Annotated in this window: 25 protein-coding genes and 1 pseudogene; 13 read left to right on the forward strand and 13 right to left on the reverse strand. The window is 67.5% G+C overall.

The window, feature by feature from the left end:
- Positions 1-44: 44 nt before the first annotated feature.
- From L2X98_RS03550 to L2X98_RS03580, 7 genes are all read left to right on the forward strand, one after another.
- Positions 45-428 carry a hypothetical protein gene (locus L2X98_RS03550; protein WP_259612332.1) on the forward strand — a complete coding sequence of 128 codons (384 nt, stop codon included), beginning with the start codon at positions 45-47 and terminating at the stop codon, positions 426-428.
- Positions 320-811 carry a DUF4012 domain-containing protein gene (locus L2X98_RS03555; protein ID WP_259612333.1) on the forward strand — a complete coding sequence of 164 codons (492 nt, stop codon included), beginning with the start codon at positions 320-322 and terminating at the stop codon, positions 809-811. Before L2X98_RS03550 ends, L2X98_RS03555 begins: the two co-directional genes overlap by 109 nt.
- Positions 808-1,284: a DUF4012 domain-containing protein gene (locus L2X98_RS03560; RefSeq protein WP_259613178.1), complete on the forward strand. Its 477-nt coding sequence runs from the start codon at positions 808-810 to the stop codon at positions 1,282-1,284. Before L2X98_RS03555 ends, L2X98_RS03560 begins: the two co-directional genes overlap by 4 nt.
- A complete protein-coding gene (locus tag L2X98_RS03565) occupies positions 1,281-1,835 on the forward strand; it encodes a hypothetical protein (RefSeq protein ID WP_259612334.1) in 555 nt (184 codons plus the stop codon). Before L2X98_RS03560 ends, L2X98_RS03565 begins: the two co-directional genes overlap by 4 nt.
- Before the next feature lie 184 nt (positions 1,836-2,019).
- The gene (locus tag L2X98_RS03570; protein ID WP_259612335.1) at positions 2,020-3,672 is read left to right on the forward strand and encodes a stealth family protein; all 1,653 of its coding nucleotides are present in this window, start codon (positions 2,020-2,022) and stop codon (positions 3,670-3,672) included.
- Positions 3,672-4,892 (forward strand): glycosyltransferase, encoded by a 1,221-nt coding sequence (locus L2X98_RS03575; RefSeq protein ID WP_259612336.1) that lies wholly within the window; start codon positions 3,672-3,674, stop codon positions 4,890-4,892. Before L2X98_RS03570 ends, L2X98_RS03575 begins: the two co-directional genes overlap by 1 nt.
- 11 nt (positions 4,893-4,903) lie before the next feature.
- Complete coding sequence (locus L2X98_RS03580) at positions 4,904-5,659, forward strand: hypothetical protein (RefSeq protein ID WP_259612337.1); 756 nt, start codon at positions 4,904-4,906, stop codon at positions 5,657-5,659.
- Here L2X98_RS03580 and L2X98_RS03585 read toward each other — a convergent pair.
- The 5 genes and pseudogenes from L2X98_RS03585 to L2X98_RS03595 all read right to left on the reverse strand — a co-directional run bounded on the left by L2X98_RS03585 (position 5,633) and on the right by L2X98_RS03595 (position 9,429).
- Positions 5,633-6,382, reverse strand: coding sequence for an acyltransferase family protein (locus tag L2X98_RS03585; RefSeq protein WP_259612338.1), 750 nt, complete (start codon positions 6,380-6,382; stop codon positions 5,633-5,635). The genes L2X98_RS03580 and L2X98_RS03585 overlap by 27 nt on opposite strands.
- A 43-nt stretch (positions 6,383-6,425) precedes the next feature.
- A pseudogene (locus L2X98_RS19945) lies at positions 6,426-6,794 on the reverse strand (acyltransferase family protein); the annotation flags it as partial.
- Between the two features lie 59 nt (positions 6,795-6,853).
- On the reverse strand, positions 6,854-7,141 hold the full coding sequence (locus tag L2X98_RS03590; protein WP_259612339.1) for a hypothetical protein: 288 nt from the start codon (positions 7,139-7,141) through the stop codon (positions 6,854-6,856).
- Positions 7,035-7,433, reverse strand: a complete 399-nt coding sequence (locus L2X98_RS19950) for a CDP-glycerol glycerophosphotransferase family protein (protein WP_354002910.1) — start codon at positions 7,431-7,433, stop codon at positions 7,035-7,037. The genes L2X98_RS03590 and L2X98_RS19950 overlap by 107 nt, the downstream gene beginning before the upstream one ends.
- Positions 7,405-9,429 carry a CDP-glycerol glycerophosphotransferase family protein gene (locus tag L2X98_RS03595; RefSeq protein WP_259612340.1) on the reverse strand — a complete coding sequence of 675 codons (2,025 nt, stop codon included), beginning with the start codon at positions 9,427-9,429 and terminating at the stop codon, positions 7,405-7,407. The genes L2X98_RS19950 and L2X98_RS03595 overlap by 29 nt, the downstream gene beginning before the upstream one ends.
- Positions 9,430-9,597: 168 nt before the next feature.
- On the opposite strand from L2X98_RS03595, the gene L2X98_RS03600 reads away from it, so the two are divergent.
- Entirely contained in the window at positions 9,598-10,032 is a 435-nt protein-coding gene (locus L2X98_RS03600; RefSeq protein WP_435526244.1) for a metallopeptidase family protein, read from the forward strand.
- Positions 10,033-10,066: 34 nt separating this feature from the next.
- On the opposite strand, the gene L2X98_RS03605 is transcribed toward L2X98_RS03600, so the two are convergent.
- From L2X98_RS03605 to L2X98_RS03620, 4 genes are read right to left on the reverse strand one after another with little or no spacing between them, the layout of a single operon-like run.
- Complete coding sequence (locus L2X98_RS03605) at positions 10,067-10,357, reverse strand: type II toxin-antitoxin system RelE/ParE family toxin (protein ID WP_259612341.1); 291 nt, start codon at positions 10,355-10,357, stop codon at positions 10,067-10,069.
- Complete coding sequence (locus tag L2X98_RS03610) at positions 10,357-12,075, reverse strand: type II toxin-antitoxin system ParD family antitoxin (RefSeq protein WP_259612342.1); 1,719 nt, start codon at positions 12,073-12,075, stop codon at positions 10,357-10,359. Before L2X98_RS03610 ends, L2X98_RS03605 begins: the two co-directional genes overlap by 1 nt.
- A complete protein-coding gene (locus L2X98_RS03615; RefSeq protein WP_259612343.1) occupies positions 12,072-12,416 on the reverse strand; it encodes a hypothetical protein in 345 nt (114 codons plus the stop codon). Before L2X98_RS03615 ends, L2X98_RS03610 begins: the two co-directional genes overlap by 4 nt.
- Positions 12,407-13,837, reverse strand: coding sequence for a hypothetical protein (locus tag L2X98_RS03620; RefSeq protein ID WP_259612344.1), 1,431 nt, complete (start codon positions 13,835-13,837; stop codon positions 12,407-12,409). Before L2X98_RS03620 ends, L2X98_RS03615 begins: the two co-directional genes overlap by 10 nt.
- 491 nt (positions 13,838-14,328) lie before the next feature.
- On the opposite strand from L2X98_RS03620, the gene L2X98_RS22615 reads away from it, so the two are divergent.
- Together L2X98_RS22615 and L2X98_RS03630 are read left to right on the forward strand one after the other, a co-directional pair.
- Positions 14,329-14,658 (forward strand): hypothetical protein, encoded by a 330-nt coding sequence (locus L2X98_RS22615; protein ID WP_259612345.1) that lies wholly within the window; start codon positions 14,329-14,331, stop codon positions 14,656-14,658.
- A 74-nt stretch (positions 14,659-14,732) separates the two neighbouring features.
- Entirely contained in the window at positions 14,733-15,158 is a 426-nt protein-coding gene (locus L2X98_RS03630; protein WP_259612346.1) for a hypothetical protein, read from the forward strand.
- A gap of 279 nt (positions 15,159-15,437) precedes the next feature.
- On the opposite strand, the gene L2X98_RS03635 is transcribed toward L2X98_RS03630, so the two are convergent.
- The 3 genes from L2X98_RS03635 to L2X98_RS03645 all read right to left on the reverse strand — a co-directional run bounded on the left by L2X98_RS03635 (position 15,438) and on the right by L2X98_RS03645 (position 16,650).
- Positions 15,438-15,758 (reverse strand): WhiB family transcriptional regulator, encoded by a 321-nt coding sequence (locus L2X98_RS03635; RefSeq protein WP_259612347.1) that lies wholly within the window; start codon positions 15,756-15,758, stop codon positions 15,438-15,440.
- A 176-nt stretch (positions 15,759-15,934) separates the two neighbouring features.
- Positions 15,935-16,312: a type II toxin-antitoxin system VapC family toxin gene (locus L2X98_RS03640; protein WP_259612348.1), complete on the reverse strand. Its 378-nt coding sequence runs from the start codon at positions 16,310-16,312 to the stop codon at positions 15,935-15,937.
- Positions 16,309-16,650 carry a ribbon-helix-helix domain-containing protein gene (locus tag L2X98_RS03645; RefSeq protein ID WP_259612349.1) on the reverse strand — a complete coding sequence of 114 codons (342 nt, stop codon included), beginning with the start codon at positions 16,648-16,650 and terminating at the stop codon, positions 16,309-16,311. The genes L2X98_RS03640 and L2X98_RS03645 overlap by 4 nt, the downstream gene beginning before the upstream one ends.
- On the opposite strand from L2X98_RS03645, the gene L2X98_RS03650 reads away from it, so the two are divergent.
- From L2X98_RS03650 to L2X98_RS03660, 3 genes are read left to right on the forward strand one after another with little or no spacing between them, the layout of a single operon-like run.
- On the forward strand, positions 16,649-17,254 hold the full coding sequence (locus tag L2X98_RS03650) for a hypothetical protein (protein ID WP_259612350.1): 606 nt from the start codon (positions 16,649-16,651) through the stop codon (positions 17,252-17,254). The two genes, L2X98_RS03645 and L2X98_RS03650, sit on opposite strands and share 2 nt — an antisense overlap.
- On the forward strand, positions 17,167-18,042 hold the full coding sequence (locus tag L2X98_RS03655) for an O-antigen ligase family protein (protein WP_259612351.1): 876 nt from the start codon (positions 17,167-17,169) through the stop codon (positions 18,040-18,042). Before L2X98_RS03650 ends, L2X98_RS03655 begins: the two co-directional genes overlap by 88 nt.
- Positions 18,039-19,367 carry an O-antigen ligase family protein gene (locus L2X98_RS03660; protein ID WP_259612352.1) on the forward strand — a complete coding sequence of 443 codons (1,329 nt, stop codon included), beginning with the start codon at positions 18,039-18,041 and terminating at the stop codon, positions 19,365-19,367. Before L2X98_RS03655 ends, L2X98_RS03660 begins: the two co-directional genes overlap by 4 nt.
- On the opposite strand, the gene L2X98_RS19960 is transcribed toward L2X98_RS03660, so the two are convergent.
- Positions 19,305-19,790, reverse strand: a complete 486-nt coding sequence (locus L2X98_RS19960) for a CDP-glycerol glycerophosphotransferase family protein (protein WP_354002993.1) — start codon at positions 19,788-19,790, stop codon at positions 19,305-19,307. The genes L2X98_RS03660 and L2X98_RS19960 overlap by 63 nt on opposite strands.
- Positions 19,791-19,800: the final 10 nt, after the last annotated feature.

Here is a 19,800-nt window from a genome sequence, read left to right on the forward strand (position 1 = left end):
CGCCCCACGGGTGCGTCACAGGATGCCCTGGCTACGCTCGTGGGATGCCGAAACCCACCGCTTCTCCTGCGCGCACGCGCCGCCGCTGGCCGCGGATCACCGCCTGGACCGTGGGCGGCATCCTGCTGGTCCTCATCGTGGGCGGCGTCGTGTTCGCCTTCCAGGCGCGGTCGGTGTGGTCGGACCTGACCGCGGCCAAGAGCGACCTGTCGTCGGTGCTGAAGGACGTGAAGAAGGGCGACACCGCCCGGGTGGACGCGACCGCACAGCACGCGCACGAGAAGGCGGCGCACGCCAACGACACGGTCGGCAACCCGCTGTGGACGGTCGCCTCGGTCATCCCGTTCGCCGGTCCGAACGTCGACGCCGTCCGGCGGGCCACGCAGGCGACGTACGACCTCGTCGACGGCGCGCTGCCCCGGGCCTGACGGTCCTGGGCAACCTGCAGGCCGACAACCAGACGGCCGAGGAGGGCGGCGTCGACCTGGCACCGCTGCGTGAGGCCCAGGCATCCCTCCCCGCGATCAACAAGGCGTTCGCCGCAGCGTACGAGAAGGTCGACGGCATCGATCGCGGCAGCATCCTTCCCGCGGTGGACAACGCGATCGGCTCGCTGGTCGACGTGATCGAAGAGGCGACGCCGGCGCTGCGCAATGCCGAGAAGTATCTGCCGACGATCCTCGACATCGCCGGTGGCGACGGCCCGCGCACCTACATGATCGTGTTCCAGAACAACGCCGAGGTGCGCTCGGCGGCGGGCTGCCCGCCGCCACGGCGATCGTCAACGTCGACGACGGAAAGACGACGCTGACCGATCAGACGAGCACCTACAGCTTCCGCCGCGACATCAAGGTCATCGACCCGCCCGAGCAGATGCAGGCGCTGTACGACTCCGAGACGTTCACCGGATTCGGCAACTTCACCCGCACACCTAACTTCCCGACCACCGCCGAAGCGTTCAACTCGCTGTGGAACATCACGACCGGGAGCCACCTCGACGGCGTCGTGACGGTCGACCCCGTCGTGCTCTCGCACATCCTGGCCGTCACCGGTCCGGTCACTGCGGCGGACGGCACGAAGCTCACCTCGGGCAACGTCGTCAAGACGCTGCTCTACGACACCTATCAGCGCTACTCGGGCGCGCAGGCAGGACCTGTTCTTCGGGGATGTCGCGTCCCGCGTGTTCACGAAGGTCGCGGCCGGCAAGTGGGACGTCTTGAAGATGCTCGACGCCCTCGAGCGATCGGTGAACGAGCGAGCGGCTGCACCTCTGGTTCCCGGTGAAGGCCGAGCAGGCGATGGTCACCGATCTGGGGCTGGATGGCGCGCTGCCCACCTCGAACAAGGCGTCGACCGAGGTCGGCATCTTCTTGAACGACTATGCGGCCAGCAAACTCGAGTACTTCATGAAGACGAAGGTCGCCATCACCTGCGACGCGCCCGCGCGCACCGTGACGACCTCTGTCACCATTACCAACGACGTGCCGATGGACGGGATGACCAACTACCAGCTCGGCATCCGCAACGTCGGCTACGGCATCCCTCGCCAGTCGTTCATCCTCGACGTCATGTACTTCGCCCCGCCGGGCTCGAAGATCACCGGCGTCACGCCCGACGCCGACGACCCCGCGGCCACGCGCACCGGCGTCGAGCGCGATCGCAACGTGCAGAGCACCCGCTACTTCGTGGCCAGCGGCGAGACGAAGACCATCTCGTACACGAGCACCCTGCCCGCCGGTATACTCGGGCCGCTGTCGGTGCGCTACTCGCCGACCGTCACCGACACTCCGGTGTCGATCTCCAACTCCTGCGCCCCGCTGTTCGCGGGGAATTGAGCCCGGCCTGCGGCATCGTCGCCCACGTCGCCGCGCGCTGTCCACTCGGTCTGAGATACTTATGACGTCATCGTGCGCAGGAAGGCACGTCAGTGCCAGAGCGACCGTCGCTGCCGGGGTATCGGGCGATCGCCCAATGAGCCGATGACATCCACGACTGCCGCGAAAGGAAACACAGACCGCGATGACGGACTCGGACACTCGATTCAGCGACATCGCCGAGACGTTCACCCCCATCGATCTGCTCACGCTCCCGACCGAGCGCAGTGAGGACGATACTGACGCCGAGGTCCTCGTACATCCGCTTCCACGTTCCCTTACGGTCCGATATGCATCCGTTGATGCTGTCCAGCGAATTCTGACGGAAGCACAAATAGGCTACTTCGCCGTTCCCGGGTTCTCCCCGTACGGGGCGACTCTCGGCGTACTTGCGGACGACCGTGATGCAGCCATCGAGGCCATACGGAATACCACCGTCAGTGCTGACCGCCCCGCGCATGTCCGTCAGCTCACTCCTGCGCCCACGACCTCACAGCACGGACTGACCAGCACTTCAGTGGACATCACTCGGCAGCTGAAGAACGCGAAGGTCATCCGAGTCTGGTGGAGCGTCGCCGACCCAACTCAGTCACATGTCTTCGGCGCATCCCATGGGGTTGAGATTGAATTCTGGACTCGAGACGAGTGGAGGGAAGGAGTTCATTCCTTCGTGGCCCTGTCGGATGAAGACCGACGACATCGGCTTGTTGCGCCCCGACCGAATCGCGCCACGAAGATCATCACCGATGAGAGCGCACAAGTCGAGATCGATGCGTCGGCGTTTACGCGGCTGAGCAATCACCGGCGCCCGAGCGGTCTCCGCCTGACCGCGCGCTCGCAACTCGTCCAGGACCTCCCTGATCAAGTCCGCTTCCCGATCGACGTCGTGTACACATGGGTGGACGGCAACGATCCGGACTGGGAACAGAGGCGAGCGGCGTATTCCGGTGAACCTATCCACTCCGAGGCCGCCGCCCTGTCACGCTTCGTCAATCGCGACGAACTGCGATACTCGCTTCGCTCGCTCTACGCGAACGCCCCATGGATCAATCGCGTCTATATCGTGACGGACGGGCAGTCCCCGGATTGGTTGAGCACCGGTAACGGCGTGGAGATCATCGATCATCGCGAGATCTTCCCCGACCTCTCCGTCCTTCCAGTCTTCAACTCGCATGCCATAGAGGCCAACCTTCACCGCATCCCGAATCTGTCCGAACACTTCCTCTATTTCAACGACGACATGTTTTTGGGCCGCCCGGTCCTCCCGAGCAAATTCTTCTTCCCGAACGGACTTGCCAAGTTCTTCCCGTCGCCGACACGAGTACCCTTCAGCGAGCGGAGCGCGCTGGACTCTCCCGTTGACGCCGCGACCAAAAATGTGCGGGACCTCATCAAGGACTCATTCGGCGTCTCAATCGCCCAGGTCATGGAGCACGCGCCGTACCCTCTGCTGAAGTCAGTGATCGCTGAGATGGCCGATCGCTATGGCGAAGCATTTGCTAAGACAGCTCGAGCACGTTTCCGTTCCCCCACAGATATCAACGTCCCGTCGAACTTCGCACACCACTATGCCTTCAACGTCGGGCGTGCAGTGGCATCGAGTCTCTCCTTCAGTTACATCGGCCTGTCGGTGCGCGACCTCCAGCTCCGACTCGACAGGCTCCGGACGAGGCGTGACGCTGATGCATTCTGCCTGAACGATACGTTCACGGCGGACACAGACCTCGACGCCCAGCTCGACGTCGTCCGCCCCTTCCTGGATGCCTACTTCCCCATCGCTTCCCCCTGGGAAAAGTGATGCGGATCGAGTTCCTCCACCAGAACATCTACGGTGTCGGTGGCACAGTTCGTTCCGTCATCAACCTGGCGAACGCTCTGGTAGAGCGCCATGACGTCACGATCACATCAGTCTTCCGCCGTGTGGCAGCGCCGTCGCTCGTCATCGACCGACGGATCCGAGTTCGGTACCTCGTCGATATGCGGCCGGCTGGCGCTGATCGCGGAAACGGCCTACACAACAAGCCCAGCAGACTAGTGCCAGCCGCCGAAGAGTACTTCCGACAGTACAGCGAACTGACGGACGAACGCATCGTCCAACATCTCAATCAGTCCCGGTCCGACGTCATCGTCGGCACTCGTCCCTCGCTCAACCTTCTTGTCGCGGAGTACGGCGCTGAACGGGCCACGCTCGTTGCGCAGGAGCACATGACACACTCGGCCATCCCCCGCACTGTCGTGTCTCGGATGCGTGAGGTGTACTCGCGGCTTGACCTCATCACGACAGTCACGGCCGCCGATCGCGATCGCGTCATGGCATCGCTGTCGATGCCACCAGGGCGCGTGGAAGTACTGCCAAACAGTATTCCCGAGCCTCTCATTGCCCCCGCTACTCTCGACACAAGGCTGGTCTTCGGCGTAGGCCGACTAGCCCGAGAAAAGCGCTACGACCTTCTCTTGGATGCCTTCGCGCTCGCGGTCGACGAGTACCCAGGGTGGCGACTGCGCCTCTACGGCGACGGTCAAGCCCGCGGACAGCTTGAAGCTCACGCCCTGGCACTTGGTGTCAGAGAACTCGTCGACTTCATGGGCGCCGCCATTGACATGGACTCCGAATGGCCTCGCGCATCCATCACGGTCTCGACATCCGAGCGGGAGTCGTTCGGGATGACGATCGTCGAGAGTATGCGCAACGGAGTCCCAGTCATCAGCACCGATTGCCCGGATGGACCACGTGAGATCATCGACGACAATGCTGACGGCATCCTGACTCCGCTCGGCGACAAGAATGCCATCGCCCGGCAGCTGAACGGATCTCATGGCCGACGACGAGCGAAGGCAATTGCTCGGCTCGGCTTGCGCGCAAGTCTTCCCAGCGATATGCGCCGGAGAGAGTCGCCGACACATTCGAGCGGCTTGTCCGCGGTCGAGGCGCCCACACGACGATGCGGAGTCGCGCCCGGAGTGTCATCAAGCATGCGAGAGCGTTCATCCGGCGTCGCCACGCCGCCAGTCCGATGAAGCCAGTGCGTGTGCTGTCGCAGTCCCCGCAGACGATCGCTGTCACCGGCATCCCTTCTGGCACTTTCTGGAAGAATGCTGCCGGTGATCGTGTCGACCTTGACGAGCACGGAGAGAGCCGGGTATCGGACTTCACTGCCGGGATTTGGAACCTGCACCGTCCGCTCTCCGCGACACGCTCAGCTCGTGTACGGCCGACCTCGATCGATGCACGCGCCCTCGTTGGCCGCCCACCAGCAGCTTCTGCAGGGTTTGAGTGGGGCATCCCGTATCGCACCTTCGACGGCTATGCGGGACTGAAGATCTGGAACCAGCCTCGACACTCGGAACTGCTCTCAGCGCGATGGGCCAAAGGTGAGCTCATTCTCACGGTGCGAATGTCAGGAGCGTGGAACCGTGACGAGGCCGTGGAGTTGCTTCTTGCGCGCAGCGCGACCGTTGAGAGCCCGCACACGACTGCGCCTCGCCCGTTCTCACCGACGATGACCTTTTCTGTCGATACTGCGATGCTGGCATCCCTCTGGCTTGCCCGTTCTGAGACGTTCCACCTCGCGGTTTCCCCTGCAGGAGTCCAAACACAGGCAGTGCCTCTTGCGGCGGTTATGTCCGATATTCCTGACCTCCGCCGTCGACGGGTTTTCCCGGAGCGCGAGGTGATTGACGACGTGGACGAGGAGTTGTTCCGGACAACCCCCGCGCGACGCTCCTACGCCCGTCTTGCATTCGCTCGGGACAATGCCCTAGTGATCCAGCTCTCCGAGCGATAATTCCGGACGCTCTACAGCAGCTGGTTCGGACACCTTCGCTACCGATGTATCGCGGCCGCCTCGCACGAAGCCTCGCTTCAACAGACTGGTGAATCGCGGGCGTAGCGGACGATCGATCCACCGTTCCACAGCCGCCGCGATCGCCACGCTTACCACTACCGCGACGGCGAGCGTGACCCACTTTCCGACGTTGTCGTGAAGGATATCGATGATCCACCAACCCCATGCCTCATGGAAGAGATAGAGCGGGTAGGTCAGTGCACCGGCATACGAAAGCCACGCAGGCCCCACTCTGCGCAACGGCGTGACCGTTACGGCAGCCACCACCGCGAACATTCCCACAACCACAAGCGTCCCCACCAGCGGAGACAGATCCAGGCCCGTGTTCCGCTGGAGAGAAGTCATCACGAAGTTGTCGACGGTTTGCTGTGCGGCGATACAGAGGTTGTAGATCACAAGGAGCCAACGAATGAGGCTGTGCCCGTTCGAATAGATGAGGTAGAGGGCCATCCCGCCGCAGAAGAGCGGTGCGTACTGTGGCCAGAGCACCCACGTGAGGAAGTCAACGTGAGTGACTCGCGCGAGCGAGGCCACAAGAGGCCAAAGGAACGCGAAGGCGAGGACTCGACGCTCGGTCAGGCCGATCGACAGTAAGCCGCACATAAGCACGTAGAACAGCAGCTCGACCCACAATGTCCAGTACACGCCATCGATGTGCGGCACGCCAAGTCCTTGCCTGCACCATCGTGAGATTGGCGAGGAATCCTTGGGGCGACACGGGCTTCAAGAGGCCCGGAGCTATCACGGTTGTGAGGAACGTCGCCGCGATGACGGCGACCCAATATGTCGGATACAGACGCGAAACGCGCGAGGTGACGAACTGTGGCACCGTTCGCCCTTGCGCCGACATGAGAATGACGAAGCCACTGATCAGGAAGAATAGCTGAACACCCAGGGCACCGTACGCCGTGAACTTGGACAGGAACGCAAACTCCTGGGCGGGGAAGACGTCACCCCAGAACTGATGGCGGAACGCGGTGTAGTGGTAGCCGACAACGGCGAATGCTGCCACCAGTCGAAGGCCGTCGAGCAACCTGAACCGCGTATGCGGCCCAGAGGCAGGTGTGGCCGGCATGTGATCTCCTGAGGACGAAGGCGAGAGAGCGTCGTGCCCACAGGAGCACCGCGACGAGTCTACAAGCGTGTTCGCAAGAGCACGGGATCTTCGGGGCCCTGTGCCTCAACAAGCCCGAGCACGGCGCTGTACACACGCGCGCAGGCACTCGAATCCCAATGAGCGAAAGTATCCTTGGCGCGCTGCTGATAGACAGCTGGCGCACCGTCGTCGGCGGCGGCCTTCACCGCATGGAGGGCCTCATCGAGGCTGCGGCAGACCGGCCCAAACCCGTCGCGACCGAAGTCGAAATATCCCGGGAAGAGCGTGTGGTCGACACCATAGATGGCGCCCTCGTCGAACTGCATGTATACGACGGCTTGCCCCGGCGAAGGCGGCGTCGAATGCGACCGATGAATAGTCGGTGAGGAAGACCGCGGCGCTGCCGATGAGCTCTTGCACGTCCGTGGAGTCGTAGGTGGTGACCGACACGTAGGGCGGAACATCCGCGTACGGGAAGTGCGCCGCCAGGTTCGGATGGGGCACGAACTTTATTGTGTATCCGCGCTCTGACAGAGCCTTCAAACGCTCATCGTTGAGCACGGCCAGAAGCGATTGAATGAACGGCGACTCACGGAATCCGGGCTTCGGCTTGCGCAAGCTGTCCGGTCCGCTCTGCCGGCTGGAACAGGCCGTTCCGCCAGGTCGGCGCGATCACGATCGTCCGTCGTTCATCGACCGGATTCGCATCGGCGATCCGGCGGAGCTTGTCGAATCGCGGCAGCCCGGTCAACCGCACCTCGCGGTCGGTGAAGACGTAGGGGGAACCATCGCCGGCGAGCCCCGCGTACTCCTGGTGGGTCGAGGCGATGAACAGCCGCAATTTCTGGCGGTTCAGCCAAAGTGACAGGTCGTTGTGGATGACGCCGTGCTGCAGGAACGTGAATGTCCACGGCGCGTCTCGCAGCAGGTATCGGTCGAAGATCGGCCGACTCACATCGATTCCGACGTGGGACGACAGGTACTGCTTCGTGTTGTTCAGGAGTATCTGGTGGCGCAGAGAGCCATACTCCACCATCCGGAAACCCTCCGACTTGAGTCGGGCGAAATCGGGCGAGTCAGAGCGGAGCACGAACCACGCATTCACCTCCGGATGATGCTCGCGCAGCCACCGGTACATGTGCTCGGCGTTGTCACGTGCCATGTCCGCACGATCCATCAACAGCCAGGCATCACGGAATTGACGGCCGAATACGGGCATGTGCGCCAGCACCCGCACGGCGGCGGCGCGGCTCAACCATGTGGCTCGGGCGCGGCGCAGCGGCTTCTGCCCGCGTGTGAGCCGCGCGGCCAGTGACTGCTCGCGAACATGCGCTCCCGTGCGCTTTCGTGCACCGCGGCGCTGAAGCGCCGACAGCCGGGCGGCATCCGCCTTCTCCGGTGGCGTGCGGCCGTCCGCCAACGCGATGGTGACCGCGGTGTCCGCGACCGACATCAGGAGCCGGCCGGTCGCAGGAACCCAGATGATCCGCTGATTCAGGACGGGAATGCCGAACGCTTCGAGCACGCGCGTCTTTCCGTGAGCCGGAGTGATCGCCTCGCCGTCGATGGCGACCGTCTCGTCTGGCACCGCCTCCCAACGCGAATGCCGAAGCTCCACGAGTCCCGCGTCCACGTCGACGTTCACGATGTGCGCCACCGGCGACACGCCGCCCTGCCCGCGAAGTCCCAACAGGATGTCGCGGCGCTCGTCGAATGCCGTCTCGGCTCCCACTCTCGCCAGCAAGTCTTCGTCGAAAAGGAGGAGCAGGCCACGCGGCTCAGCCCGGAACCTCTCGCCCATCTCGCCGGCCAGCGTGGTAGCGCGCTTGGTCGTGGCATTCTCGAACTCCACGAGCCGGAAGAACTCGCGCGCGGCAAGTCGGTGCCGCCAGCTGGACCCGGACGACATGTCGGGCTCGACGCGACCGGCCACGTCGTCGAGGAAGGCGAGGTAGTTCTCCCCTGCGCGGCGGATGAAGTCGGTCTGCGGATCGGTCGATGGCATCGGTCGGCGCAGGTAACGCGCGCCCTCGATCACCCGCAGCTTCTTCGGCGGTGTCTCCAGTAGATCCAGGATGAGGAGGACGTCGGCATACGACCCCAGTGCCGTCCCGCTCGCGGGGACCGGACGGCGACGAAACACCAGGCGGCTGACATCGGACGGCAGTCCGATGAGAGCTTCGTCCAGCCTGGTCAGGCTCGGCTCGCGGGCGGGATTTGTCGCCGTGCTCCGGCCGATCGCCACCGAGGGCACCGCGAAGACATCGGCTTCGTCTCCGTAGGCGTCAACTGCGGAACGAATCGCAGCCACATAGCCTTCCCCGAGTCCGTCCCGAGCATTCGGAAAGGTGACCCAATCGCCCGTCGCGTGTGCAAGACCCTCGCGGCGCGCGATCGCGATGTCGACACTCGCCGAGCTGATGACTTCGGCTTGAATCCCGTGGACGCCAACGCGTGCCGCGACCTTGCCCTGGAGTGCGGGGTCGCCTGCGACCACGAAGATGCACTCAGTATCGACGGAGAGCGTTTGGGTGGCCAGAGTTCCCAAAAAGTACTCGAGGTTGGGGCCCGTGCCGCGCACGGGGACGATCAACGAGAGGGCGGCCGAAGTCATGTGTGCGCGATCGTTCGTTCCTGTGTCTGTCCCACCCGATTCGAGATCGGAAATTCGTGAGACGCGTCTCATATCCCGTTGATTCTACCCGTGTCATCGACGGGCCGATGGAGGCCCTCCGCACGTTGGAGACTCCGAGCGATCTCCGGGCGCCCGTAGGATGGACGAATGATGCGGCGCAAGGCTCCTGAGCTCCCGCGCCCGGTGCCGGCGCGGCACGGCCGGCATGGCCGCCAGGGGCGCAGTCCGGTGGTCCGGCCGCCGCTGCCGCCGCTGGAGAACCGCTACGAGAAGTTCGATCTCACCGTCGGCACGGCCGCAGAATTCCTGCGCTCCGCGTGGGAAGAGCTCCGCGACGTCAGCTTCGAGGTCGCCGACATGCCCGCGGCATCCGATGACGACGGCATCCCGCGCTGGCTCGTCGATCGCGCGGCGAAGCGGATCGTGCTGTTCCGCATCCCGATCGAGCGACTCAGCCATCTGCACCGCAACGACGATCTGCACCGCCGGGTGGAGGTCGAGGGATGCGTCTTCCGCGCCGCGGCCGAGTACATGAACCGCGACCCGTGGGACCTCGGCTCGGAGCGCTTCCGCGACTTCTGACGTCCGGACGACGGTGCCGGGCTCGTGCCAGAGTTCAGAGGTGCCGCATCGGGTCCATCCGCTGATGCAGGATGCGGATGATGTCGACGCTGTCAGCGCGGTCGAAGTAGAAGATCATGTGGCTGCCGATGCTGTACCGACGATATCCCGGACGGACCTCGTCGCACGCGCGTCCGCGAGCGGGATCGGCGGCGATGCGCTCGATCGCGGCACGAATCTCAGTGACATACAGCTCGGCCTGGTCGGCGTCCCATCGCTCCTGCGTGTAGTCCCAGATCGACGAGAGATCTCGTTTCGCGGCCGGCGTGAGCCGATAGGTCTTCACTATCGCCTGGACGCGATGAACGCATCGAAATCGAAGGCCTCGGGCTCCCCACTCTCCTCACCCGCGATGAGAGCGGCTCGGAGTGCGGTCATCTGCGTCTCCTGGTCCTCGAACATCCGGAGCGCGGCACGGATGACTTCACTGGCTGACCGATAGCGTCCCGATTCGACTTCCTTGGCGAGGAAGTCGGTGAAGTGATCATCAAGGCTGATAGAGGTGTTCTGCGCCATAGCGAGATAGTACCAAGAATTGGTATTGGATGCCGCACGGCGGCAGCCCCGCCGCCGCCCGCGCCAAGGGCGACAACAGCGGCGCGCTACGGATACACCTTCACCGGCGCGGACGCCGCGTCCTGCGGCCAGACCGGGAAGCCGGCGACCGCGCCGTCGCCGGCGAACGTCACCGCTGCGTGCACCGGGGCGGATGCCGCGAGCCGGTATGCCGCGCCGGCCTCGACCGAGACCACCGAAGTCTGACCGCCGGGCACGGTGAACTTCTTCGTACCGCCACCGGCGGCCGACGTCAGGACCACGTCGGCCGGGTCTGCTCCGGCCGGCACGATCGTCCAGCTGCGTATCCGGCCCGTCCGGCACCGCGAACAGTGTGCCGTCGTCGCCGGCCGGCAGCTGCCGGGCCGCCGCCACCCACGCGAAGTCGTCGCCCTTGCCGGTGCCGGTGGCCTGCCAGACCGCGCCGACGACCGGTTGCGCGGCCGTGACGATCACGGTGTACTCCCCCGGCGCCAGCCCGTCCAGCGGGGCCTCCACGGGGACCCCGGCCTTCATCGGCACCTCGGTGGCGGGGCCGGTGGTCCCGTGTGCGCCGACGACGCTGATGGATGCGGTGCCCTCGGCGGTCGGCGAGAGCAGTCGCACGATCGTGGTGGGCTGGTCCTGCGGCTCGGAGGTGACCCGCACGCCGGTGATCACCTGGGTGGTCGAGCCGGCCGCGATCGCGCCCTCCTGATCGACGCCGCCCGGGTTCAGCCCCCGGGTGACGCTCGACTGCAGCGCCGCACGCACCGGTGCGCCGTGCGCGGTGACCCGGATGACCGGCGACTCCTGGCCGATGCCGAGTCCGGCCAGCGCGATGACCTGCTGCGAACCGGCGGCGATCACCATGTTCGTGCCGGCACCGGGCGTGCTCGGGCCCTCGGTGCCGTACACGGTCAGATCGACGGTTGCCGCGACGGTGCCGGGGTTGGCCAGCAGCAGCAGACCCGACTCCCCCGTGGTCGTCCCGCCGCCGACGAGCCAGGACTCCATGAGCGCGGGCGTGCAGCCCGAGGCGCTGAATCCGCTGAGGTCCTCGGCGTTCACGCTGGCCGAGCCCGCGCCGGCGGCCTGCGGGATCGCGCGTCCCTCGGCGGGGGCGATCAATCGCGTGGGACCGGCGTCGCCCGCCACGCCGGGCACCTTCAGGACGTCCTGCGTCATCGACGATCCGGCCGTGGCGAGGCTCTCGGCGGCGGCCACCGAGACTTTGCCGGCCTCGGCCGAATCGCGGCCGATGGCCAGCAGCGGGCCCGCACAGGTGAGCACGGTGTCGGCGGCGGCCGGGGCGACGGTGACGGATGCCGGAGCCGCCGTGTGCGGCACCCAGGCGAACGCCACCCCGCCGACGACGACCACGGCCGTCGCGGCGGCGATGACGGCACCGGCGGTGAACCGGACGGTCGTGCCGATCCGGGCGGCGCGCATCCACGCGGGGCGGGTCATGTCTCGTCCTCCTCGTCGGATCCGAGGTGGCGGCCGGCGGGGGCCGGTGGACGCTCGTCCTCGCGCACCGGCGGGGGGCCGGCCTCGCGACGTCCGACCACCCGCGGCGAGTGGCGCGCCCGACGACGCGATGCGGCGGTGGGCACGGCGAGCAGCAGTGCGGCGCCGACCGCGATCAGCTGGGCCAGCGCGATGCCGCGTGCCAGCGAGGTCACCCCCGAAGACGCGTCGGCGCGGGGCGTCACGGCGCCGGTGACGCGCCAGAGCGTGCCCTTGTCGGTGTCGCCGACGGCATCCAGGCCCGACCGCTGGTTGAGCGCGGTGAGGGCGGTCAGCCGCAAGCCCGCGCGCAAGGTCGGCGTTCTCGTCCGCGGGCGCGAGCAGCACGAAGCCGATGCCTTCGGCCTTCAGGCGCGAGACCACCTCTGACGAGGTCGGAGTGACCAGGTCGGCGGCCATCGCGGCCAGCACTCGGTCGTGATCGTCGACGGCGGTGCGGGTGGACAGGGCCGTGGTCTGCCCGCCGAGCGTCTGGCTCTCGCCCCACACCACCTGTGCGCCGACGGCGCCGGACGCGAGGGGGTGCAGGATGACGGTCCCGGTGTCGACGTTGCCTGCGACCCTCGGCGGCGACGAACGCCGGCAGGGTCGAGGCCGGTCCCGCCGCGAGCGGGGCGGTCCCGCGCAGGTTGGCGGTGAGCATCGGGAGGGCGAAGACGGCCAAGGCCAGCATGGCCACGGCGCCGACGAGCACGCGGGTGCGACCGGCCGCCAGCGCACGGTCGGCGTCCGGCGACGGGCGCAGCGCGAAACCGGTGTCGAGGGTGAGCACGGCGGCGGCCACCGCGCCGGCCCAGGCGAGGCTGAGCCCCGCCCCCGGCCACAGGGGCACGGCCTGGCCCCCGTCGAACGCCACCGCGATCCCGACGGCGACGAAGGCGGTGACCAGCCCCAGCACGGCGACCAGCAGCAGCGCGCCGCCGGCGAGCCATCGGCGGGTGAACACGGCGAGCACCGCGAGCACTCCGATCGGTGCGAGCAGCACGAGCAGCCAGGCGGCGGGCAGGCCGGTCGCCCCGCCGCCGAAGGCGCCGTCGTGCAGCAGTGCGGCCCAGCCCCCGGGGTCGGCGGTCGGCGATCCCGCGGCGAGCAGCGCCCGACCCGCGGCATCCGCCCCCACCTGGGGTCCGGCCCACGGCATGCCCGGGTCGGCCAGCAGCGCCCACGGGTTCTGCGCGCGCAGCTGATGGAACACGACCGGGATCGCCAGCACGACCGCCGGGATGACGATCCAGCCCACGCGGGCGGCGCCGTGGCCGCGGCGCACGGTGATCATCACGAGCAGCGTCACCGCCCACAGCACGACCAGAGCGGGCGCCAGCGACGGCGCACACGCGACGGTCGCGGCGAACAGCAGCGACGCGGTGCCGGCGGCGCCCCACGACCGGTGCGCGACCGTGCCGGCATAGAACAGCCAGGGCAGCAGCAGGTGCACGAGCACGCCGGTGGGCCGTCCCTGCATGAGCGCCGTCAAGAACGTCGGCGCGAGCGCCCAGAGGACGGCGGCGGTGATCCGCAGCATCGACCGATCGGTGACTCGCGTCGCGGCGAACCATGCGCCCAGCACCGCCAGCGGCAGCGCGAGCAGCCAGAGCAGGACGAGCGCGCGGGACGGGTCGCCGGGCCACAGCGTTCCCAGCACCGCCATCACGGCCGAGAACGGGTCGGCGGGGGCGACCTCGTCCAGCCCGGTCGGGCGCAAGCCCGAAGGCGGCATCCGACCACAGGCGCAGCACGGTGGAGCGCAGCGGCGCGAGCGCGCCGCCGCCCAGCGCCGGCCACACCAGCAGCGACGGGAACACCGCGATCGAGACCAGCAGCGCCCCGAGCACGGTCCAGGCGCCGCCGCCGGAGAAGAAGCGCAGATCGTCGCGACGCGCACCGGTCTCGTTCACGTCGAGATCGGGTGCAGGCGAGCTGCGCAGCTCGTCGCGGCTCACGCGCAGCGGTGCCAGCTGGCTCCACGCGACCCGACGTGCGCGGCCGATGCGGGCACGCGCGCGGCGGACGGCGACCAGATTGACCAACCCGGCCAGTGCCGCCCCCCATTCGGGCAGGATCCGCCCGGGCGTCTTGGCGACCAGCTGGACCGCCGCGCGCCACAGCGCGATCGGCAGGATCGCCAGCCAGAGGAACGGCAGCGCCGCCGGGTGCGCATAGGCCAGGCGCCGATGCACCTGCGCGCGGCGGCGCATGTACCAGGTGTGGAACGTGCGCTCGGGGGAAGGCCGGCAGCCCGGCGACGCCGTCGCCGTACACGGCCACCCGGGCCGCCGGCACGACGACCACACGTCCGCCGGCCAACCGGGTCCGCACGCCGAGGTCGAGTCCCTCGTCGGCGCCGACGAGGGCGGGGTCGAGGCCCTCCAGCTCGCGCCAGGCGTCGGCCCGCACCAGGATGCCGCGCACGTCCGACCCGAGCACGTCCTCGGTCGCGTCGTGCTGCCCTGGTCGTACTCGCCGTCGGCGAGCCCGACGGTGCGGCCGAACTTCGTCATCGTGGTGCCGAGCGACACGATGTGATCGCGGTCGTCCCACTGCACCAGCTTGGGCGCGGCGACCCCGACCGAGGGCGCGATCTCGAGCGCGTCGCTGAGGTGGGCGAGCGCGTCCGGCTCGGGCACCGTGTCCTGCGCCAGCAGCCAGACGGCGTCGCCGGCCAGCTGGGCGTCCGAGATCCGGGCGCCGGCCAGCTGCACCGCCGCGGCGAAGCCCGTGGTCCGCGGCGCCGTCAGCACGGCGGCAGAACCGGATGCCGCGGCGAACGCGGTGACGTCGGCATCCTCGCCGCACACCACGATCGTGACGGCCTCGAGCGGGCGCGTCTGCGCCTGCAGCGCGGCCAGCATCCGCTCCAGGCGGTGTGCGGCGGGCAGACGCGCGTCGGAACGCACGACGAGAAGGGCGTGGACTCGGGCGGGCATGACCTGGTCAGCCTAGGCGAGCCGCGCGGCGGTTCCCGCTCGACGCGCCGAGCCCGCCAGGCCCCTGAGCGAGCGAAGCGAGATGCCGGTGTCCGATAGGTCCCTGAGCGAGCGAAGCGAGACGAAGGGCCGGTACCCCGCGCAAACCCACCAGGTCCCTGAGCGAGCGAAGCGAGACGAAGGGCCGGTGCCCGCGCAAACCCGCCAGGTCCCTGAGCGAGCGAAGCGAGACGAAGGGCCGGTGCCCCGCGCAAGCCCGCCAGGTCCCTGAGCGAGCGAAGCGAGACGAAGGGCCGGTGCCCCGCGAGGCCACCTACCCGCCCGCATCGGCGAGCGAGCCGAAGGCGAGTCGAATCGACCCGCCCCGGCTACACCCCCCTACGACGCCCGTCGCTTGAGCTTGCGGCGTTCGCGCTCGCTGAGTCCGCCCCAGATCCCGAAGCGCTCGTCGTTCTGAAGCGCATACTCGAGACACTGAGCCCGAACCTCACACGTCGTGCAGACGCGTTTCGCGTCGCGCGTCGAGCCGCCCTTCTCCGGAAAGAACGCTTCCGGATCGGTCTGCGCGCACAGTGCATCTGCCTGCCATGCGAGCGGATTGTCCTCTTCGACTGGATGCCGGACTCCCGGCACTCCCAGATCGACCGGATCGACGAACCAATCTGCGGGAACGCCTGAGCGGTACTGTGCGCCCGTCATCTCGTTCTCCAACCTGCTTTCCCCCCACGCGATACGCGCTTGCTGATAATTACACAGGTGTCATTCGAGATGGTCAAGTCGCAGATACTAAAGCCTCATCCTTCGGTTGAAGCTTCGCGACGCGCCGGGAGCGTGTCCCCATCGGATGACGACCCGCCCGCACACCACCCGGATGGTCAATACGGTGCAGACAGTCCGCTGAACATCGGGAAGTGCTTCACGTTCCGTGTGAGCAGACCTGCGTCGAGCGCGACAGCGGTAGCGGCGATGGCGAGATCGGCGGAGTCGATGCCGCGATTGCCGGGAAGCCACTGACGGCCGAGTTCTCCGGCGATCTCGGCGATCCGCCCATCCATGGAGTGCCAGGTGAATGCCGCGAAGAGCGCCCGAGTCGCATCCTCCTCACGGGGTCGCATTCCCGCCAGGACTTCCAACCTGGTGACTTCGCTTGCCTGCAGCGGCCCCGACGCTCGCGCCTTCCGGAGCACCGCGGCCGCGGCGAGTTCTCCCCGAAGGACATCGATGAGGATCGAGGTATCGACGACGACCGTCACAGCGCGGCCGTGCCCGTGAGGCGACGACCCGAGCGAATGCTCTCGACATACGCCGCGCCATCGAGGTCGCGGCCGCCCCAGGCGCCGATTGCCGCGTCGATCGCCACGAGATCAGAATCGACGTCGCGCCGCGAGCTGTATGTTCTGCTGACCGCGTCCCGGATGAGCGCAGAGATCGAACGCCCGGTCCGCGCCGCTTCAGCGTCGAGGAGCCGCCGCTCCTCGACCGTCAGCGAGATCTGCGTACGCAACATGATGTAATCATACATCACCGCACGCGAACCAGCAGCGTCGAAGCCGTCCCGCACAGGTGCGCGCGATAGCCTGAATGCCACCATGGCCGTCCTCTCCAAACACCCCGTGTCGGCACCGCCGAGCGCACCGGTGCGCGAGAAGACGCGGCATATCCTGCTGCGCGCGTGGTGCATCTTCGTGCTGTTCCTGGCCCTGTCCGGAACCTTCACTGTGAACGCCGTCGGCGCGGCCGGCGCCGGCGCCGTGACCGTGCTGTCGGCGGTCGTCTCGATCACGCTCTGGCTCAGCATCCGCCCCCCGGTGAACTGGCGGCGCGTGCCCTGGTTCGTCATGGCCTATCTGGTGTGGGCGGGGCTGTCGATGCTGTGGTCGCACTGGCTCGGCACCTCGGCGCTGACCTGGCTGCTGCTGGTGATCACGACCTTCCAGGGGCTGTTCGTGGCGGCGGTGCTCACCTGGCGCGAGGTGGTGAGGGCGATCGGCTCGGCCCTCAAATGGTGCCTGGGGCTGTCGCTCCTGTTCGAACTGGCGGTCGCGCTGTTCGTGCGCGGGCCGCTGCGCCCGAATTCCAGCTACCCGCCCAGGAGTACGACCCGATCGTGTTCTGGAGTCGCGGCAACCTGTTCAACGGCGGTCGCATCCAGGGCATCTTCGGCAACGCGAACCCGTTGGCGGCAGTGTGCCTGATCGCGATCATCGTATTCGCGATCAGGATGGCCGCCAGAGCGCCGCGGCGCGCGCTGCTGGGCGTATGGATCCTGATCGCGGTCTATCTGCTGTACCGCGCGTCGTCGGCGACGGTGTACCTGTCGGCGGTGTTCGCGGCGGTCGTCCTGGTCACCGTCCTGCTCATGCGCAGCGCGAAGACCCCGGAGCGGCGAAGTCTCTACTACGGCTTGTTCGCGGTCGTGGGCATCGGCGGGGCGCTCACGGTCTGGCTGCTGCGCGATCGGATCTTCGCCGTCCTCGGCCGCTCGGCCGACCTGACCGGTCGCGAGCGCATCTGGCAGGCGGTGCTGGCGCGCACCGGGGAGCATCCTGTCGTCGGGTGGGGATTCGCCACCCCCTGGCTGCCCAGCGACCCGCACTTCGACCGCTGGGTCGTCGACCACGGCCAGTCGGTGATGCAGGCGCACAACATGTGGATCGACGTGTCGATGCAGCTGGGCATCATCGGCGTCGTGCTGATGGCGCTGCTGTATCTCGCGTTCACCTGGCGGGCGTGGTTCTTCGCTGTCGATCGTCCCCGCTGGGATCTGCGGGCCGACCGCCCGTACTCCCCGTTGACCCTGCTGCCCACGCTCGTGATCGCCGTGCCTGCTCGTGCAGGGGCTGGCCGAGTCCGAGCCCCTGCTGCTGTGGGGGTGGATGTTCGTGGTCATGCTCGCGTTCAAGATCAAGCAGTCGCCGCACGTCGGCGTCGGGCCGATCGAGCAGCGGGTGGCGATCGAGCGGGGCGAGCTGATCGGCGATGAGCAGTCCCCGGCCGGGAGCCGCCGGTGAGCGGGGACCGCAGCATCCCGACCCCGCGCTGGCTGCCCGAGCGCTGCGCTCGGCGGGCATGGCACGGGCGTTCACGCTGACCGCGTTCGCCGTGGTGTTCTCGTCGCACGCCATCCAATGGATGGCCGGCCTCGTCACCTACGTCACGATCATCGTCGGGCTGTGCGTCATCGGCTTCGGGATGCTGATCGCCCGCCGCCGCGAGCTCTCGTTCCTGCGGCTGGTCCCGGTGTCGCTGCTGGTGTTCCTGGCCTGGACGATCATCAGCGTCTTCTGGAGCGAGTCGGCGCCCGACACGGTGGTGGGGTGGGTCTCGCTCGTGGCGATCGCGTTCCTGGCGATCGTGGTGGGCCACGTGCGCGACACCCTGCAGACCGCACGGGCGCTGGGCGATGTCATGCGCTGGCTGCTGTCGATCTCGCTGGCGATCGAGATCGTCATCGGCATCCTGATGACCACCCCCGTGCATTGGTTCGGCATCGAGGGCAACATCATCGAGTTCGGGCCCGTCGAGGGCATCTTCGGCACCCGCAACATGCTGGGGTTCGTGGCGGTGCTGGCCCTCATCACGTTCGTGGTGGAGTGGCGGACGGCCTCGGTGCGCCCGGGCGTGGCCGTCTATTCCGTGGCCGCGGGCGGCGTCCTGGCGGTGCTCAGCGGCTCCCCCACCGTGCTGGTGCTCGCCGTCGCGGTGGGGCTGGCCACCGGCGCCCTCGTGCTCGTGCGGCGCACCAGCCCACACAACCGCATGACGCTGCAGTGGAGCCTGGGCGCGGTCGTGGTGCTGGGCCTTGCCACCGCCTACCTCTTCCGGCACCAGCTCATCGCGGCCGCCGGGTCGGACTTCTCCATCCGTGCGAACCTCTGGCGGGTGCTGTCGATGTACGTGCGGTTCTACCCCGTGCAGGGGTTCGGCTGGTTCGGTCCGTGGCCCCGCGAGCAGTACCCGTTCGTCGCGATCAACTTCTCCCTCGGCAAGGACTACACGACGGCGCTGAACGCATACGCCGACCTCGTGCTGCAGGTCGGGTGGGTAGGAGCGTTCCTGTTCGTGGCGATGGTCGGTGTCGCCCTCATCCGCGCCTGGCTCGTCGCCGGGGAGCGCCGCTCCCCCGTCTACGCCTGGACTCCGCTGATCCTGGTCACGATCGTGGTCAACTCGCTGTTCGAGAGCTTCGCCCTGTTCGGCGCCGGCTGGCTGATCCTCGTCGTCTGCCTCGTCAGGGCCGGTCAGTCACGGTCGTGGCGCGAGAGGATGGATGCCGCGGACAGCCAACGGGGGCTCCCCGCCGAGTGAGGGCGGCCGCGTCGCCTCGACCATCGCCCGGAAGACCCTCGCGCAGTTCCCTCCGTCCCGAACCGGGAAGGCGTCTTCCATGCGCCGACGATAGACGGGCGTGACCCCCTCCGTGACGAGGTGCTGGAGTGCGCCGGCAGCCGAGCGGGCATCCGATGCGACCGGCCCGAAGCCTCCGTCCGCGTAGTCGAAGTACCCATCCCGCTCGGTGTGCCCTGCCCGATACTCCTCGGCATCGAATTGATAGTAGAGAACCGGAATCCGCAGAAAGGCAGCGTTGAATGCGACGGATGAGTAGTCGGTGACCAGCGCGGCGCAGTCGGCGAGAAGATGCCGGACGTTCTCATCCGCGTACGACACGCTGCGCACGTGCGGCGGGACGTCGAAATCCGCCAGATAGCCGTGCATGTTCGGGTGCGGCATGAAGACGAGC

Origin of the sequence: Microbacterium elymi (assembly GCF_021582895.2) — a bacterium.
Lineage (GTDB): Bacteria > Actinomycetota > Actinomycetes > Actinomycetales > Microbacteriaceae > Microbacterium > Microbacterium humicola.

Coding starts and splice junctions, on each gene's coding strand:
- L2X98_RS03550 (WP_259612332.1), top strand. CDS start 45: ATGCCGAAACCCACCGCTTCTCCTGCGCGCACGCGCCGCCGCTGGCCG.
- L2X98_RS03570 (WP_259612335.1), top strand. CDS start 2,020: ATGACGGACTCGGACACTCGATTCAGCGACATCGCCGAGACGTTCACC.
- L2X98_RS03575 (WP_259612336.1), top strand. CDS start 3,672: ATGCGGATCGAGTTCCTCCACCAGAACATCTACGGTGTCGGTGGCACA.
- L2X98_RS03590 (WP_259612339.1), bottom strand. CDS start 7,141: ATGCAGTTCGACGAGGGCGCCATCTATGGTGTCGACCACACGCTCTTC.
- L2X98_RS03595 (WP_259612340.1), bottom strand. CDS start 9,429: ATGACTTCGGCCGCCCTCTCGTTGATCGTCCCCGTGCGCGGCACGGGC.
- L2X98_RS03600 (WP_435526244.1), top strand. CDS start 9,598: ATGATGCGGCGCAAGGCTCCTGAGCTCCCGCGCCCGGTGCCGGCGCGG.
- L2X98_RS03610 (WP_259612342.1), bottom strand. CDS start 12,075: ATGACCCGCCCCGCGTGGATGCGCGCCGCCCGGATCGGCACGACCGTC.
- L2X98_RS22615 (WP_259612345.1), top strand. CDS start 14,329: ATGTACCAGGTGTGGAACGTGCGCTCGGGGGAAGGCCGGCAGCCCGGC.
- L2X98_RS03635 (WP_259612347.1), bottom strand. CDS start 15,758: ATGACGGGCGCACAGTACCGCTCAGGCGTTCCCGCAGATTGGTTCGTC.
- L2X98_RS03650 (WP_259612350.1), top strand. CDS start 16,649: ATGGCCGTCCTCTCCAAACACCCCGTGTCGGCACCGCCGAGCGCACCG.
- L2X98_RS03645 (WP_259612349.1), bottom strand. CDS start 16,650: ATGGTGGCATTCAGGCTATCGCGCGCACCTGTGCGGGACGGCTTCGAC.
- L2X98_RS03660 (WP_259612352.1), top strand. CDS start 18,039: ATGAGCAGTCCCCGGCCGGGAGCCGCCGGTGAGCGGGGACCGCAGCAT.
- L2X98_RS19960 (WP_354002993.1), bottom strand. CDS start 19,790: ATGCCGCACCCGAACATGCACGGCTATCTGGCGGATTTCGACGTCCCG.